The following is a 13428-nucleotide window of genomic DNA, read 5'->3' as shown; positions in this document are numbered from 1 at the left end:
CCTATGGATAGCCCCATGGAACTCCGAGCTTCAACTGAGCGATCCTTGGCTCCCGTAGCCCCCTTGGCTCCCGTGGCCCCCCTGGCCTGCAAACCGCCCCCCGGAATGGCTGCGCCGTTCCTGCCGATGAGCCGCGCCGAGATGACGGCGCTCGGGTGGGACGCCTGCGACATCGTTCTGGTGACCGGGGACGCCTATGTCGATCATCCCAGCTTCGGCATGGCGATCATCGGCCGGCTGCTCGAAGCGCAGGGGTTCAAGGTCGGCATCATAGCCCAGCCCGACTGGCAGTCGGCGGAGCCGTTCAAGGCCCTGGGCAAGCCGAATCTGTTCTTCGGCGTGACCGGCGGCAACCTCGATTCGATGGTGAACCGCTACACAGCGGACCGTCGCTTGCGCCATGACGACGCCTACACCGCCGGCGGAGAAGGCGGCCGGCGGCCGGATCGCTGCACCATCGTCTACACGCAGCGTTGCCGCGAGGCCTACAAGGACGTGCCGATCGTGCTCGGTGGCATCGAGGCGTCGCTGCGCCGGATCGCCCATTACGATTACTGGTCCGACAAGGTGCGCCGCTCGATCCTGGCGGACGCGAAGGCCGATCTGCTCCTCTACGGCAATGCCGAGCGCGCCGTGGTCGAGGTGGCGAACCGCCTGGCGGCCGGCGAGGCTCCGCACGAACTCGAGTCGGTCCGGGGCGTCGCCCTGTTCCGCCGCGTGCCCGAGCATTACACCGAGCTGCCCGCCGACGATCTCGACTCAACGGACGAGGCCGCCGCCCGCCGGCCCGGCGACACCGTGATCCGGCTCCCCGCCTATGACGAGGTCAAGGACGACAAGGAGGCCTATGCCCGGGCCTCGCGCGTGCTGCACCGGGAGGCCAATCCCGGCAATGCGCGCCCGCTCGTCCAGCGCCACGGCGACCGCGACCTGTGGCTGAACCCGCCGCCGATCCCGCTGACCAGCGACGAGATGGATGCGGTCTACGACCTGCCCTACGCCCGTGCCCCCCACCCGTCCTACGGCGACGCGAAGATCCCCGCCTGGGACATGATCAAGTTCTCGGTGACGATCATGCGCGGCTGCTTTGGCGGCTGCACCTTCTGCTCCATCACCGAGCACGAAGGCCGCGTCATCCAGAACCGCTCGGAGGGTTCGATTCTGCGCGAGATCGAGCGGATCCGCGACAAGACGCCGGGCTTCACCGGCGTGATCTCGGATGTCGGCGGGCCGACCGCGAACATGTACCGGATGGCCTGCAAGGACCCGAAGATCGAGGCGGCCTGCCGGCTGCCGTCCTGCGTCTTCCCGGACATCTGCCCCAACCTGAACACCTCGCACGACGACCTGATCCGGCTCTATCGCAAGGTCCGCGAGGTGAAGGGCGTCAAGAAGGTGATGGTCGCCTCCGGCGTGCGCTACGACCTCGCGGTCCGCAGCCCCGAATATGTCGAGGAGCTGGTGACCCACCATGTCGGCGGCCGTCTCAAGATCGCCCCCGAGCACACCGAGCGCGGCCCCCTCGACCTGATGATGAAGCCGGGCATCGGCACCTACGACCGCTTCAAGGAAATGTTCGACGCCGCCGCCAAGAAGGCCGGCAAGAAATACTACCTGATCCCGTATTTCATCGCGGCGCATCCGGGCACGACCGACGAGGACATGCTCAACCTCGCCCTCTGGCTCAAGAAGAACGACTACCGCGCCGATCAGGTGCAGACCTTCCTGCCTTCGCCCATGGCGACCGCCACGACCATGTATCACACCGAGATCAACCCCTTGCAGGGCGTGCGGCGCGGCGGCAGCGAGCGGGTCGATGCGATCAAGGGCCTGCGGCAGCGGCGGCTGCACAAGGCGTTCCTGCGCTACCATGACCCCGAGAACTGGCCGCTCCTGCGCGAGGCGCTGCGCGAGATGGGTCGGGCGGATCTCATCGGGCCGAGGCCGGACCAGCTCGTGCCGTTCTCGCAGCCGCCGGGAACGGGTTTGGGCGTGGGCAAGGGGCGAGGCCAGCCGCGCCCCGTACGCGCCGCGGGTGGCGGGCAGCGCTTCACCACGAAGGGCGTACCGATTCGGAAGTGACGGTCTCAGGCGCCTGAGACGCGGGTGGTGCAAACGCGGCTGACGCCCCTCAGCCGCCGACGGCGAAACCCGTCACCCCCGCAGCCGGGCGACCGCCATCTTGCGCACCCGGCTCGCGTAGAACGAGAGAAAGCCGCGCTGGGCGTGGTCGCCGGGGGTGCGCAGGACAAGGCCCGGATCGACCAGCATCCGCCGCCCCGTGGCGGCGGCGATGCGGCGGTTGAGGGTGAGGTGCTCGCAGCGTGCGTAATCGTCTTCGAGATAGGAGCCGAGCCGGTAATCCGCGCCGCGATAGAGCGTCAGCCCGTTGAAGGCCGAGAGGCATGTCGTCTCGCGCTCCCGCGTCAGGGCGCTTTGCGCGGGATAGATCGTGTCGGAGAAGAAGCGGTAATAGCCGAGCGCGCCGCGGCGATGGCGGGCGATGTCGTCGAGCAGATGCTCGTAGCTCACCGCCTCGTCCTCGTAGGCGAGCAGATCGTAATAGTGCGGCTGCGACGCCGCCGAGACGGCGAACAGGCCCGGCCGCTCCAGCTTGGCCAGCGCCGCCAGAACCGCCCCCGCTTCGGGCGGGCGGGCCATGACGTTGTCGATATCGGCGACACAGACATAGGCGGGCGCTGGCCCCTGTCCGTCGAGCACCCGCTTGAGATGTTCGCGGCCGCGGGCCATCCGCGCCAGCCGGCCGCGGATGTCGGCCATGAAGGCGGTGGGGACATGGCTGAGTTCGCCCCGCGCCTGCGCCGCCCAGAGCAGGGCTCCGGTGCCGTCGCGGGAATCGTTCTCGCCGACGAGGGCGCGGCAATCGAGCCCCGCCGCCCTCAAGGAGGCCAGGAAGCCGAGGAAGGCGGGGAGGGTGGCCGCGCAATTGCGCGCCAGCGCCAGCACCACGATGTCGGGGCGCTCCGCATCGACCGGCTCTTGCAAGGAGTCTTGCACACGGCCTCGCACCGGTTCGCTCATCGCGCGGCTTCCTTCGGGCTCTTGGGGAGGGCGGGGGATGCGGCGGTACGCCCGGCCGTCCGGCAGGCGCAGGCCGGCTGAGCCGCGATCTCGCGCTGCGGATCGAGGGTAAGCGTCCGGTTGAGGGACCAGAGCGTGCCAGCGCAGTTCTTGGCGTCCCACCATGGGTTGGGCCGGCCGGTGCGGGCGCGCCAATCGACGCTGTTTCCGCTCACCGTCACCGTGTGACAGGGCTCGGCGTACTGGTTCCAGACCGAGATGCCGACATTGGTGAAGAGCTGCGGCCGGGCGATCACCACGTTGCCGGCGATCGTCATGTGGCTGCCGCTCGCCACCGCGATCCCGTACTGGCCCGGATCGATCAGCAGGTTGTCGCGGGCTTCCAGATAAGCGCCGCCGCCGTCGCCGAGCATGATCCCGCCGCCGGACTGGCTCGGGCCGCCGCCGACGAGGCGGTTGCGGCTGACCAGGATCGGCCGGCCCGGCTCGCCGCGCGATTGGAACAGGCTGATCGCGTCCTCCGGCACACCGCGGCCGGGCTCGTTCTCGCCGATGTTGCAGGCAATGCCGTTGCCGGGCCCCGTCACCTTGTCGAACTGAACGAACTGGCCGGCGGGGATCGGCCCGCGCACGTTGCGCACGCTGTTGCAGCGAACCTCGACCCCGGTGGAGGAGAGCGCGCGGATGCCCGAGAGGGTGTTCTCGATCCGGTTCTCCTCGATGGTGATGCCCTCGCTGCCCTCGATGTAGATGCCGACATCCCCGGTGTCGCGGATCGTGAGATTGCGGATCGTCACGTTGCGCGAACGCTCGATCCGCACCCCCTCGGCGCCGCAGGGCCCGAGGTCGAGACCTTCGATCGTCCGGTCGGAGACGTCGCGCAGCACGAGGCAGGGGCCGGACGGGTCGCTGACGGTGCGGCGGGTCTCCTCGGCACGGGCAGGTGCGGCGGGCCAGGGGGCGAGGAGCGCGAGACCGACAAGCGCCCCCAAGGACAATCCCCGCACCCGTCGGGGGCGGACCGGCGTGGCGGAGGGGAGGGCGTCGACCTGCGCCCGAAAGATCATCGCGCCGCCGATGCCGATGCCGATCAGCGTCCAGAACGGAATCGCCAGCATCGGCCCTTCCAGGGCGACGTCGAAGCTCGCATCGATGATGATCGAGGCGACGTAGCAGGCGATGAACAGGAAGAAGCCCTCCCATTTCCGCTCGCCCATCCGGCGCGCCCGCCAGAAGGCGGCGATCATCGCCACCATCCAGACGGCGCAGGTGAGGAGCCACAGGGCGAGGCCCGGCACGCCGCCGCGGGCGAGGTAGGTCATGTGGATGCTGTGCGGGCTGCGCAGGGTCGGCCCGCCATTCTCCAGCCCGACCACGTAGCCGTCGGCCTCGGCCAGATTCGGCCCGAACCCCTTGCCGGTCCAGAAATAGGGGCCGTGCACGGTGTAGCCGACGATGGTGTTCCACCAGCGCAGCCGCCACTGCTTGGTGTCGTCGAGGTTGCCGCCGGTGCTCGGTGCAACGATGCTGACGATGTTGTTCACCACCGCCGCGGCGCTGACCGGCCGGTCGCTGTTGGGCAGTTCCACCTCGAGATCGAGGGCGGCGGCGGCGCCCAGAAGGCCGGCGCCGACGATCAGCGTCGCGGCCATCCGCTTCCATTGCCCGACCGCCAGGAGGGCGAGGCAGACCGGCACGGCGATCGCCAGCATCGAGCCGCGGTTCTGCGCGGCGGCGAGCACCGCGCCGAGGCCGACGAAGGCGATCCAGCCCGGCCCGACCCGGACGAGGCCGACCAAAGCCAGCACGCAGGCCCCGGCCAGATGGGCCGAGAGTTCGCCGGCCCGCGCGGCAAAGAACGGCACGTCGCCGAGGATGAAGGCGATGATCGCCAGCGGGATCACGATGCGCGCGAGCCAGCGGAACATCCGCAGCAGGCTCCCAAGCCGCCGCGGATCGTCCAGCAGGAGGGCGATCAGGACGAAGGCGTAGCCGCCATAGAGCGCGACCGCGCCGTCGCGCAGGGCATCGACCCGGTACTCGCGCAAGCCCGCGAGCGTCCGCAGCAGCACCCAGCCCATCAGCGCGGCAAGGCAGAGGGCCGGTGCGGTGGCGAGCCCGGCCGCGAAGTTGAGGCCCGATCGCGCCCGCAGCGCGGCCAGCAGCCCCAGCAGGAACAGCAACTCGCCGGCATAGAGCGGCGGCAGGCCGAGATAGGCGAAGCTCTTGCCGAAGATCATGTACCCGGCAAACGCGATGCCGAGTGCTCCCAGGAACAGTTCGGCGAGGCGGCTTTCCCGCGACAGGGCCTGGATGGTCGTCGTCGCTGCCATCAACACTCGCCCATCGCCGCCGGTTCGATCGGGGCGGAGTCTTGCGGGCGGCGTGCGTCCTGACAATCGAGGCCGGCGGCGCATCGGGAGCGCGCCGGCCCGTACTTCCGACGTACCCCGAACGATCGAGGAATCGCCGCCGCCTCTCCCGATGTCCGCGTGGTGCCGGCGCCCGCCTCGTCTAGGGTCGCCGGGCCATCCTTCCGGCCGCCTTTTCCATCACCTCGCCCTCACTGGGACACCGCATGCCTGCCCTCCCGCGCGACCTCCGTGCCCTGGCCGGCGCCCGCCGCGCGGCTCTCGGGCGAAAGGTTTCCGGGAAAGGGGTGACCGGGCCGGCGCTCTCGGTGGGCGATCAGGCGCTGGTGAGTGCGTGCAACTTCGCCACCACCATCGTGCTGGCGCACGCCCTCGGCCTGGAGGCCTTCGGCCTGTTCTCGACCGCCTGGATCGCGGTGCTGCTCACCGTCAGCCTGCAGCTCGGCCTCGTCGTCTGCCCGATGATCAGCATTGGGCCGGGCCTGAGTGACGAGGCGCGGCCGGCCTATTACGCCATCGTCCTCGTCCATGAGGCCGCCTTCCTGGTGCTCGCCGGCGGGGCCGTCGCGATCGGGCTCGCCCTGGCCTTCGGCGACCGGGCGCTGGCGCTCGCGGCAGGCGCCGCCTGCGCGGCCCACCTCGCCCAGGACTTTTGCCGCCGCTACCTGTTCGCCCGTGGCCGGCCGCCGGTCGTGCTGGGGATCGATGGGCTCAACCAGGGCGTCAAACTCGCGGGGCTGATCCTGCTCAGCCGGGCGGGGATGCTCACGCCGGCCCGCGCCCTGGAGGTCGTCGGGGCCTCGGCCGCCCTGTCCTGCCTGTGCGCGATCCCGTTCCGGGGGGCGCTGGCGTGGCGCGCGGGCGAATTCGGCGCGGCGAGCCGGCGGCAATGGCATTCCGGCCGCTGGCTGGTGCTGACCGGGCTGATGCAATGGCTGAGCGGCTATGGCGGCCTGCTCGTCGCCGGGGCCCTGCTCGGGGTGACGCTGATCGGCGTGCTGCGCGCGGCGCAGAGCATCCTCGGGGTTCTCAACCTGATCCGCGATGCCCTCGAGAACATCGTCCCGCCCATCGCCGGCCGGGCGCTGTCGCGAAGCGGCCTCGACGGTCTGCGGCCGGTCATCGGCATCACCGCCGCCATCGGCTTTGCCGGGGGCCTGAGCTTCACGGCGCTACTCGCGCTCACCGGCCAAAGCCTGCTCGCGGCGGCGTTCGGGCCCGACATGGCGGCCTATGCCTGGGTGGTAGCGTGGTACTCGCTGCTGTTTCCGGTCTCGCTCGTCTCCTTCGCCCAGATCTGCGCCTTCCGCGCCCTGGAACGGACCGGTGCGGTCTTCGCCGCGACAGCGGTGGCCGCGGCCCTCAACCTCGCCTTGGTCTACCCGGCGGTGCGCGGGTTCGGCATCGAGGGCCTGCTCGGCGTGGCGATCACGAGCGAAGTGCTGGTCTGCCTCGTCCTCGCCGGACTGCTCCGACGCGTTCTGCGAGCCCCGTCAGGGCCGCTCGGCAGCCTGCAACCGGCCTGACGATCGGGTTTCGAAAGGGATCATCCCTTTCGCGGGTCCAGGGCAGAGCCCTGGTTGAGGGAAGCCGGGGCGCTGCCCCGGCGCCCCGCCAAAGGGATGATCCCTTTGGGAACCCAGGTCACAGCCGGAGCCGGCCCCCGGCGATCTCCGCGTAGAGCGCCGCGTCGATCCGGCGGTAGGCGCCGTCGCGGTCGATGTAGAGCGGGTCGTCGGTCCGGTCCGGGTCGAAGCCGTCCTCGGCCAGGGCGACCTTCTTCTGCTTGAAGGTCTCGGTGTGGCCGAGTTCGTCGCTCAGGCGCAGGAACAGCGGCCGGGCATAGGCCGGAAGCCGGGATTCCATCTCGGCGTGCAGATGGGCGAGGTCGAAGTCCGGCCCGACCGCGAGTGCCGCCATGCCGGCGCGGCCCTCCGCCCCTGGCACCGACACGCCGTAGACGTTGGCCTCACGCACGCCGGCCACCCGGTGGAGCGCATCGGCGACCTCGGTGGTGGCGACGTTCTCGCCCTTCCAGCGGAAGGTGTCGCCGATCCGATCGACGAAGGTGAAGAAGCCCTGCGCGTCCCGGCGCATCAGGTCGCCGGTGCGCATCCAGGCGTCACCGGGCTCGATCACGTCGCGCAGCACCTTGCGCGCACTCTCGGGGGCGCTGGTATAGCCCTCGAACGTGTACTCCGCCCGCTCCGAGAGCCGGCCGAGCAACTCGCCGGCCTCGCCGAATTCGGCCGGGATGCAGCGCCCCTGCGCATCGCGCGCGGGCAGGCCCGTGGCGACGTCGTGGCGGACGATCAGGGCCGGCGAGCGCCGGGCCATGAAGGAGGGCACGCGCCCGACCGCGCCGACCCGGCCCTCGACGTTGTAGAGCGAGAGCGTGCCTTCGGTGGCGGCGTAGAATTCGAGGATGCGGGGGATCGCGAAGCGCGCCTGGAACGCCTCCCAGACCTCCGCGCGCATGCCGTTGCCGGTGCAGAGCCGCAGGCGGTGCCGGCCCTCGGCGGGGTCGGGCGCGGCGAGCGTGAGGTAGCGGCACAGCTCGCCGATATACTGGAACAGGGTCGCGCCGCTCTCGGCCACGTCGGCCCAGAACCGGCTGGCGGAAAACTTTTCCCGGATCACCACCGAGCCGCCGCCGAGCAGCACCGAGCCCGGTGCCACCACGCCGCCGACGCTGTGGTAGAGCGGCAGGCAATCGTACATGCGGTCATCCGGCGTCGGGTCGATCAGGCCGGCGAACCAATGGGTCCACATCATCACCCGGTGGTGGCTCACTCGCGCAGCCTTCGGCAGGCCGGTGGTGCCGGAGGTGTAGATCAGCAGCGCCGGATCGCGCAGCGTGATGGAGGGCGCCTCGTCGGGCCCGAGCGGAGCCGCGTCGAAACCTGCCGACGCGGCGGCGAGCGTGTCGGTCGCGTCCGACCCCTGCCACACGATCTCCGGCCGCTCGGTGAGATGGGGCAGGGCCCCGTCCAGCACCTCGGCGAGATCGGCGGCGGCGATGATCAGCCGGGGGGCGGCGACCGCAAGGCAATGGGCGAGGCCGGCGCCGCGCAGATGGGTGTTGAGCAGCGCGACGCAGACGCCGACGCGGGTGAGCCCGAGCCAGACCGCGAGATAATCCGGGCTGTTGCGCATCAAGAGGGCGACGGTGTCGCCCTTGGCGAGCCCGCGCGCCTGCCCCCAGCGAGCGTAGCGGTTGCGGCGGGCGGCGAAGGCCCCATGGCTCAGGGTCTCGTCGTGGCCGATCAGGGCCGGCGCGTGGGGGCGCTCGGCGGCCACCGCATCCAGCACGAGGGGGAAGATGCGCTCCGGGCTCGCGTCGATCCGCGCCGTGCGGGCCAGGGCCCCGAGCCAGCCCGCCGTGGAGGAGGGGCGAGGCGGCGAGGCGGCGGCGTCCGAGGAGGGCGCTACGGCGAGAGACTGGTCCATCGCGGGCGCCCTCACGCGGCGAGCACGGTGCGGGCGGAGATCAGCGCGAGCCAGTTGCGGAACAGCCCGGCAGCACCCTCCTGCCAATCGGCGGGCCGGGGCGGGGTCTCGGCCATGGTCGGGAAGTCGGCGTGCAGGGCCGGCGAGCGATAGGCCCGCGCCACCGCGGCGAAGGCGTCGAGGCGCAGGGCAGCCCCGTCGGCGTAGTAATTCTCAGGCAGCGCAGGCGCGGTGTCCCGCTCGCCATCGAGGAAGCGGCCCATATCCCGGCGGTACTCGCGGGCGAGCGTGTCGCCGTCATATTCCGGGTGGCCCTGGAGGAAGACCATCGGCGCGCCGCCCTCGCGGACGAACAGATCGACGCCGACCTGCTCGGAGCGGCGCAGGATGCGGTAGCCGCGGGCGGTCAGCGCCTGTTCGGGCAGGTCGTTCCAGCGCGAATGCGGCACCGCCACGCGCGCCGGCATCCCGGCGAGCAACGGATGGTCGGCAACCGTCGTGCAGGCATAGACGCCGGAATGCTTGGTCGGCAGCGGCTGGCGCTCGATTCCATCGAGGTGCAGCACGGCCGCATGCGCGGCCAGGCACGAGAACAGGGTCGGGAGGCCGCTGGCCTCCGCCCAATCCACCACCGCCGCGAGCGCCGGGAAGAACGCCTCGTCGGCCAGACGCTTGGCCTTCGGCTCGGCCCCGGTGACGACGAGGGCATCGAGTCCGGCCCCGGCCAAAGCATCTTCGGCCCGCTTGCCGTGCGTCCCGTAGAAGCGGTCGAGATGGGCGCGGGCGAGGGGACCGCGCGGCACCGTGTCGAGGCTGAACAGGCGCAGCTCGACGCCCGGACCGATCAGGCGCCGGAACTGCCGCTCCGTCTGCACCAGGGCGCTGTCGGGCATGTTGTTGAGGAGGCCGACGCGAAGCTTGGGCCGCACCGGCGCGGGCCACGCGACGCCGCCGTCCCGGCCACCGTGGCCGAGATCCAGCTCCGCCGACGACAGGCTCGCGGGTTGGATCGGAGTGCCGTGGTCCAGCATGGCGGGTCTCCTCCGGAACGATGGGGAAGGGGTCAGGCCGCGAGCGCGGCGGGAGCCACGGCGGCGAGCGCCTGGTCGAGGTCTTCGAGGATGTCGTCGATATGCTCGATGCCGACGCTGAGCCGGATCGCCTCCGGCAGCACGCCCGCGACCCGCTGCTCGTCGGGGGTCATCTGCCGGTGGGTGGTCGAGGCCGGATGGCAGGCGAGCGACTTGGCGTCGCCGATATTGACGAGGCGCTTCACCAGCTTCAGCGCGTCGTAGAACGTCTTGCCGCCCTCGAACCCGCCCGCGACGCCGAAGGTCAGGAGCGAGGAGCCCTCCCCCTTCAGGTATTTGCGCGCCATCGGGTGGTTCGGGCTATCCTCGAACCCGGCATAGTTCACCCAGGCGATCTGCGGATGCGCCCGCAGGTGCTCGGCGACCTTGCGCGCATTCGCGACATGGCGCTCGACCCGCAGCGCCACCGTCTCGATGCCCTGAAGCAGCAGGAAGGCGGACATCGCCGGCAGCACCGCGCCGGTGGTGCGCTGGTAGACGCTGCGCGCCCGCGCGGCGAAGGCGCCGGGGCCGAAATGGTCGGCATAGACGAGGCCGTGATAGGACACGTCCGGCTGCGTGAACATCGGAAAGCGCGCGCCTTGCGCCTTCCAATCGAAGCGCCCGGAATCGACGATGATGCCGCCGAGCGTGGTGCCGTGGCCGCCCATGAACTTGGTGAGCGAGGCGATGACGATGTCGGCGCCGTAATCGATCGGCCGCATCAGGATAGGGGTCGGCACGGTGTTGTCGACCACGAGCGGCACGCCGTGGGCATGGGCCACCGCCGCCAGCGCCTCGATATCGCAGATATTGCCGGCCGGATTGCCGATGGATTCGCAATAGACGGCGCGGGTCTCGCCATCGATCAGCGCCGCGATGTCCTCGGCCCGATCGCTCGCGGCGAAGCGGCAGGTGATGCCCTGGCGCGGCAGGACATGGGCGAGGAGCGTGTGCGTCGTGCCGTAGAGCTGGGGCACCGCGACGATGTTGCCGCCGTGATCGGCCAGGGTCGCGATGGCGTAGTGCAGGGCCGCCTGCCCCGAGGCGACGGCGAGCGCCGAATGGCCGCCCTCCAGCTCCGCCACGCGCCGCTCCAGCACCGCGACGGTCGGGTTGGCGATCCGGCTGTAGCGGAAGCCCTCTTCCTCCAGGTTGAACAGGGCGGCGCCGTGATCGGCGCTGTCGAAGGCGTAGGCGACGCTCTGATAGATCGGCACCGCGACCGCGTGGGTCGTCGGGTCGTGGTCGAAGCCGGCATGAAGGGCGATCGTTTCGCTGCGCATGTCTTGTAAGCCGTCCCGAAACCGCGGAGTTGGGGCTTTGTGCGCAAGGCCTGGACCAGACTTTGCCGTGCCGGAACGGGATGACAGCTTGCGAGACTTGGTGAAGGCGAATCTTCGTCAAGTCTTGGCTGTTGACAGCGAAGACGCGGAAAATCACCTCCGGGACACGGGCGGCGGCTGCACGGCCCGTCTTTCCGTCTCAATCGCTGTCTTGCCGCCCGTGTCCCGAAACGGTGCAAGCGTGCCAAATCGACCATAGTCTTTATACGATGGCCGACCGGCCAAACTTCGACAGTCTTCGCTCGGCCCTGCGTTAGTCATAACCGCACAATCGACTTGTCATCCGATCGGAACCGTGATTTCCGATAAGCTCGGCGCTTGCGGAATGGTCCCGATCGCCTGCTCCCTTTGTCATCAACGCCTTCTCGTGCGCCGAACCGGCGCCCCGTTTCGGCGAAGAGCGCTTCAGCGAGGATGCCGTGTCGACCACAGCGATGATTCCGTCCGTGACCTCGGGCGAACTGCGCGCCGCCCCGATCGAGCCGAGCTGGATCCACGAGGGACAGCCGGTGGCGCGCAACACCATGCTCTCGCGCAGCGCCGACGGCATGGCCTGGACCCTCGTCTGGGACTGCACCGCCGGCCGGTTCGAGTGGCATTACGACATCGACGAGACGATCCACTTCATCGAGGGCTCGGCCACGATCAGCGACGGCGTCTCCCCGGCCAAGACCTTCCGGGCCGGCGACGTGCTGTTCATTCCCCGCGGCGCGGTCTGCCACTGGCATGTCGAGAGCTACGTGCGGAAGGTCGCCTTCTGCCGGAAGACGCAGCCGAAGGTCGTGGCGCTCGCCCTGCGCGCCGCCGGCAAGGCCAAGCGGATGCTGAGCCGCCGCTCCGGCTCCGGCGGACAGCTCGAAGCCGCTTAAATGGCACCCTGAGAGGCTCGGCCGCGATGACGTTTCCCGATCACGATACCTGGACCTTCTTCGAGGGCGCGTGGCACCCCGGCAACGTCCGGATCATGGGGCCGCGCACCCACGGCGCGTGGCTCGGCTCGACGGTGTTCGACGGCGCCCGCGCCTTCGAAGGCGTTACGCCCGACCTCGACCTGCATCTCGCTCGGGTCAACCGCTCGGCCACCGCCCTCGGGCTCACGCCGAAGGTTGCGGTCGAGGAATGGGCTCGCCTCGTCGCCGAGGGGCTGACGCGCTTTGCGCCTGAGGCCGAACTCTACATCCGGCCGATGTACTGGGCCGAGAGCGGGTTCGCCGGCGGCGTGCGCTTCGATCCCGCCTCCACCAATTGGTGCCTGTCGCTCTACACGGCACCGATGCCGCTGCCCTCGGGGGTCAAGGCGACGCTCTCGCCCTTCCGCCGCCCGTCGATCGAGGTCGCCCCCGTCGATGCCAAGGCCGGCTGCCTCTACCCCAACGGGGCGCGGGCGCTCACCGAGGCGCTGTCGCGCGGCTTCGGGAATTGCCTGATGCTCGACGGGCTCGGCAACGTCGCCGAGTTCGCCAACGCCAACGCCTTCTTCGTGCGGGACGGCATCGTCTACACGCCGGTCCCGAACGGCACGTTCCTGGCAGGCATCACCCGCGCCCGCGTCCTCGCGCTGCTGCGCGGGGCCGGCGTCACGGTGGTGGAGAAGACTTTGCGCTACGAGGACTTCCTGGGCGCCGACGAGGTCTTCACCGCCGGCAACTTTGCCAAGGTCGCCCCGGTCACCGGACTCGACGAGGTCCGCTTCGAGCCGGGGCCGGTGTTTCGACAGGCGCGCCAGCTCTACTGGGATTTCGCCCACGGGCGGCTGTCGTAGCGGGACGAAGTTCAAGCTTCGCACCCGCTACCACGGGTAAATCCCGGTCAGCAGCTCAGACGTCTGCGCTCACGGCGACCGAAGGTCTGGTAGTGCGCGGCTCCGGATTCCATCTGGCCCCGTCGGACCGCGCGGAGCACGTCCGGATTGCAGCGCAGATACTCGCGCTCATCGAAGCCATAATCACGGCTGCCGGAATCGCGGCGGCCATAGCCCCCACGACCATAGCCACGGCCGCGCTCCTCGTAATCGTCATCGCGGCCGCCATATCCTCGGCCGCGGTCTTCGTAGCCATAGTCACGGCTGCCGTAGGGCTGAGCCGAGACCGAGGCGATGGAGCCCATCAAGCCCAGGCCTACCGCCGCCACTGCATAGATCGCCTTCAT

The 13428-nt window shown here is 70.2% G+C and carries 10 protein-coding genes; 4 read left to right on the top strand and 6 right to left on the bottom strand.

Translation table 11 applies throughout. The features are described from left to right. Positions 1-15: 15 nt before the first annotated feature. Positions 16-2082: a YgiQ family radical SAM protein gene (locus tag ASF53_RS10880; protein WP_056197824.1), complete on the top strand. Its 2067-nt coding sequence runs from the start codon at positions 16-18 to the stop codon at positions 2080-2082. A gap of 72 nt (positions 2083-2154) precedes the next feature. Here ASF53_RS10880 and ASF53_RS10875 read toward each other — a convergent pair whose 3' ends face one another. Further along, the gene (locus tag ASF53_RS10875) at positions 2155-3042 is read right to left on the bottom strand and encodes a glycosyltransferase family 2 protein (RefSeq protein ID WP_056197823.1); all 888 of its coding nucleotides are present in this window, start codon (positions 3040-3042) and stop codon (positions 2155-2157) included. Further along, positions 3039-5375 (bottom strand): right-handed parallel beta-helix repeat-containing protein, encoded by a 2337-nt coding sequence (locus tag ASF53_RS10870; RefSeq protein WP_056197821.1) that lies wholly within the window; start codon positions 5373-5375, stop codon positions 3039-3041. The genes ASF53_RS10875 and ASF53_RS10870 overlap by 4 nt, the downstream gene beginning before the upstream one ends. Positions 5376-5620: 245 nt before the next feature. Between ASF53_RS10870 and ASF53_RS10865 the strand changes: the two genes are divergently transcribed. Then, positions 5621-6940: a lipopolysaccharide biosynthesis protein gene (locus ASF53_RS10865; RefSeq protein ID WP_056197819.1), complete on the top strand. Its 1320-nt coding sequence runs from the start codon at positions 5621-5623 to the stop codon at positions 6938-6940. Positions 6941-7058: 118 nt separating this feature from the next. Here ASF53_RS10865 and ASF53_RS10860 read toward each other — a convergent pair whose 3' ends face one another. From ASF53_RS10860 to ASF53_RS10850, 3 genes are read right to left on the bottom strand one after another with little or no spacing between them, the layout of a single operon-like run. Then, the gene (locus ASF53_RS10860) at positions 7059-8864 is read right to left on the bottom strand and encodes a long-chain-acyl-CoA synthetase (protein WP_056197817.1); all 1806 of its coding nucleotides are present in this window, start codon (positions 8862-8864) and stop codon (positions 7059-7061) included. A gap of 11 nt (positions 8865-8875) precedes the next feature. After that, positions 8876-9895, bottom strand: coding sequence for a homoserine O-succinyltransferase MetA (metA, locus tag ASF53_RS10855; RefSeq protein WP_056197815.1), 1020 nt, complete (start codon positions 9893-9895; stop codon positions 8876-8878). A gap of 32 nt (positions 9896-9927) precedes the next feature. After that, complete coding sequence (locus ASF53_RS10850) at positions 9928-11220, bottom strand: O-acetylhomoserine aminocarboxypropyltransferase/cysteine synthase family protein (RefSeq protein ID WP_056197814.1); 1293 nt, start codon at positions 11218-11220, stop codon at positions 9928-9930. A 494-nt stretch (positions 11221-11714) separates the two neighbouring features. On the opposite strand from ASF53_RS10850, the gene ASF53_RS10845 reads away from it, so the two are divergent. Both ASF53_RS10845 and ASF53_RS10840 read left to right on the top strand, forming a co-directional pair. Beyond that, positions 11715-12149: a cupin domain-containing protein gene (locus ASF53_RS10845; RefSeq protein ID WP_056197811.1), complete on the top strand. Its 435-nt coding sequence runs from the start codon at positions 11715-11717 to the stop codon at positions 12147-12149. A gap of 26 nt (positions 12150-12175) precedes the next feature. Beyond that, the gene (locus ASF53_RS10840) at positions 12176-13042 is read left to right on the top strand and encodes a branched-chain amino acid aminotransferase (RefSeq protein WP_056197809.1); all 867 of its coding nucleotides are present in this window, start codon (positions 12176-12178) and stop codon (positions 13040-13042) included. Positions 13043-13089: 47 nt separating this feature from the next. Here ASF53_RS10840 and ASF53_RS10835 read toward each other — a convergent pair whose 3' ends face one another. Continuing rightward, a complete protein-coding gene (locus tag ASF53_RS10835) occupies positions 13090-13428 on the bottom strand; it encodes a hypothetical protein (RefSeq protein WP_056197807.1) in 339 nt (112 codons plus the stop codon).

It is taken from the genome of Methylobacterium sp. Leaf123 (assembly GCF_001423405.1).
In the GTDB taxonomy this organism is placed as follows: Bacteria; Pseudomonadota; Alphaproteobacteria; order Rhizobiales; family Beijerinckiaceae; genus Methylobacterium.
This window is presented reverse-complemented; position numbering and strand designations above follow the sequence as displayed.

Excerpts from the sequence above, each read along its gene's own strand:
- ASF53_RS10880 (WP_056197824.1), top strand. The coding sequence starts at position 16 with ATGGAACTCCGAGCTTCAACTGAGCGATCCTTGGCTCCCGTAGCCCCC.
- ASF53_RS10875 (WP_056197823.1), bottom strand. The coding sequence starts at position 3,042 with ATGAGCGAACCGGTGCGAGGCCGTGTGCAAGACTCCTTGCAAGAGCCG.
- ASF53_RS10870 (WP_056197821.1), bottom strand. The coding sequence starts at position 5,375 with ATGGCAGCGACGACGACCATCCAGGCCCTGTCGCGGGAAAGCCGCCTC.
- ASF53_RS10865 (WP_056197819.1), top strand. The coding sequence starts at position 5,621 with ATGCCTGCCCTCCCGCGCGACCTCCGTGCCCTGGCCGGCGCCCGCCGC.
- ASF53_RS10860 (WP_056197817.1), bottom strand. The coding sequence starts at position 8,864 with ATGGACCAGTCTCTCGCCGTAGCGCCCTCCTCGGACGCCGCCGCCTCG.
- metA (WP_056197815.1), bottom strand. The coding sequence starts at position 9,895 with ATGCTGGACCACGGCACTCCGATCCAACCCGCGAGCCTGTCGTCGGCG.
- ASF53_RS10850 (WP_056197814.1), bottom strand. The coding sequence starts at position 11,220 with ATGCGCAGCGAAACGATCGCCCTTCATGCCGGCTTCGACCACGACCCG.
- ASF53_RS10845 (WP_056197811.1), top strand. The coding sequence starts at position 11,715 with ATGATTCCGTCCGTGACCTCGGGCGAACTGCGCGCCGCCCCGATCGAG.
- ASF53_RS10840 (WP_056197809.1), top strand. The coding sequence starts at position 12,176 with ATGACGTTTCCCGATCACGATACCTGGACCTTCTTCGAGGGCGCGTGG.
- ASF53_RS10835 (WP_056197807.1), bottom strand. The coding sequence starts at position 13,428 with ATGAAGGCGATCTATGCAGTGGCGGCGGTAGGCCTGGGCTTGATGGGC.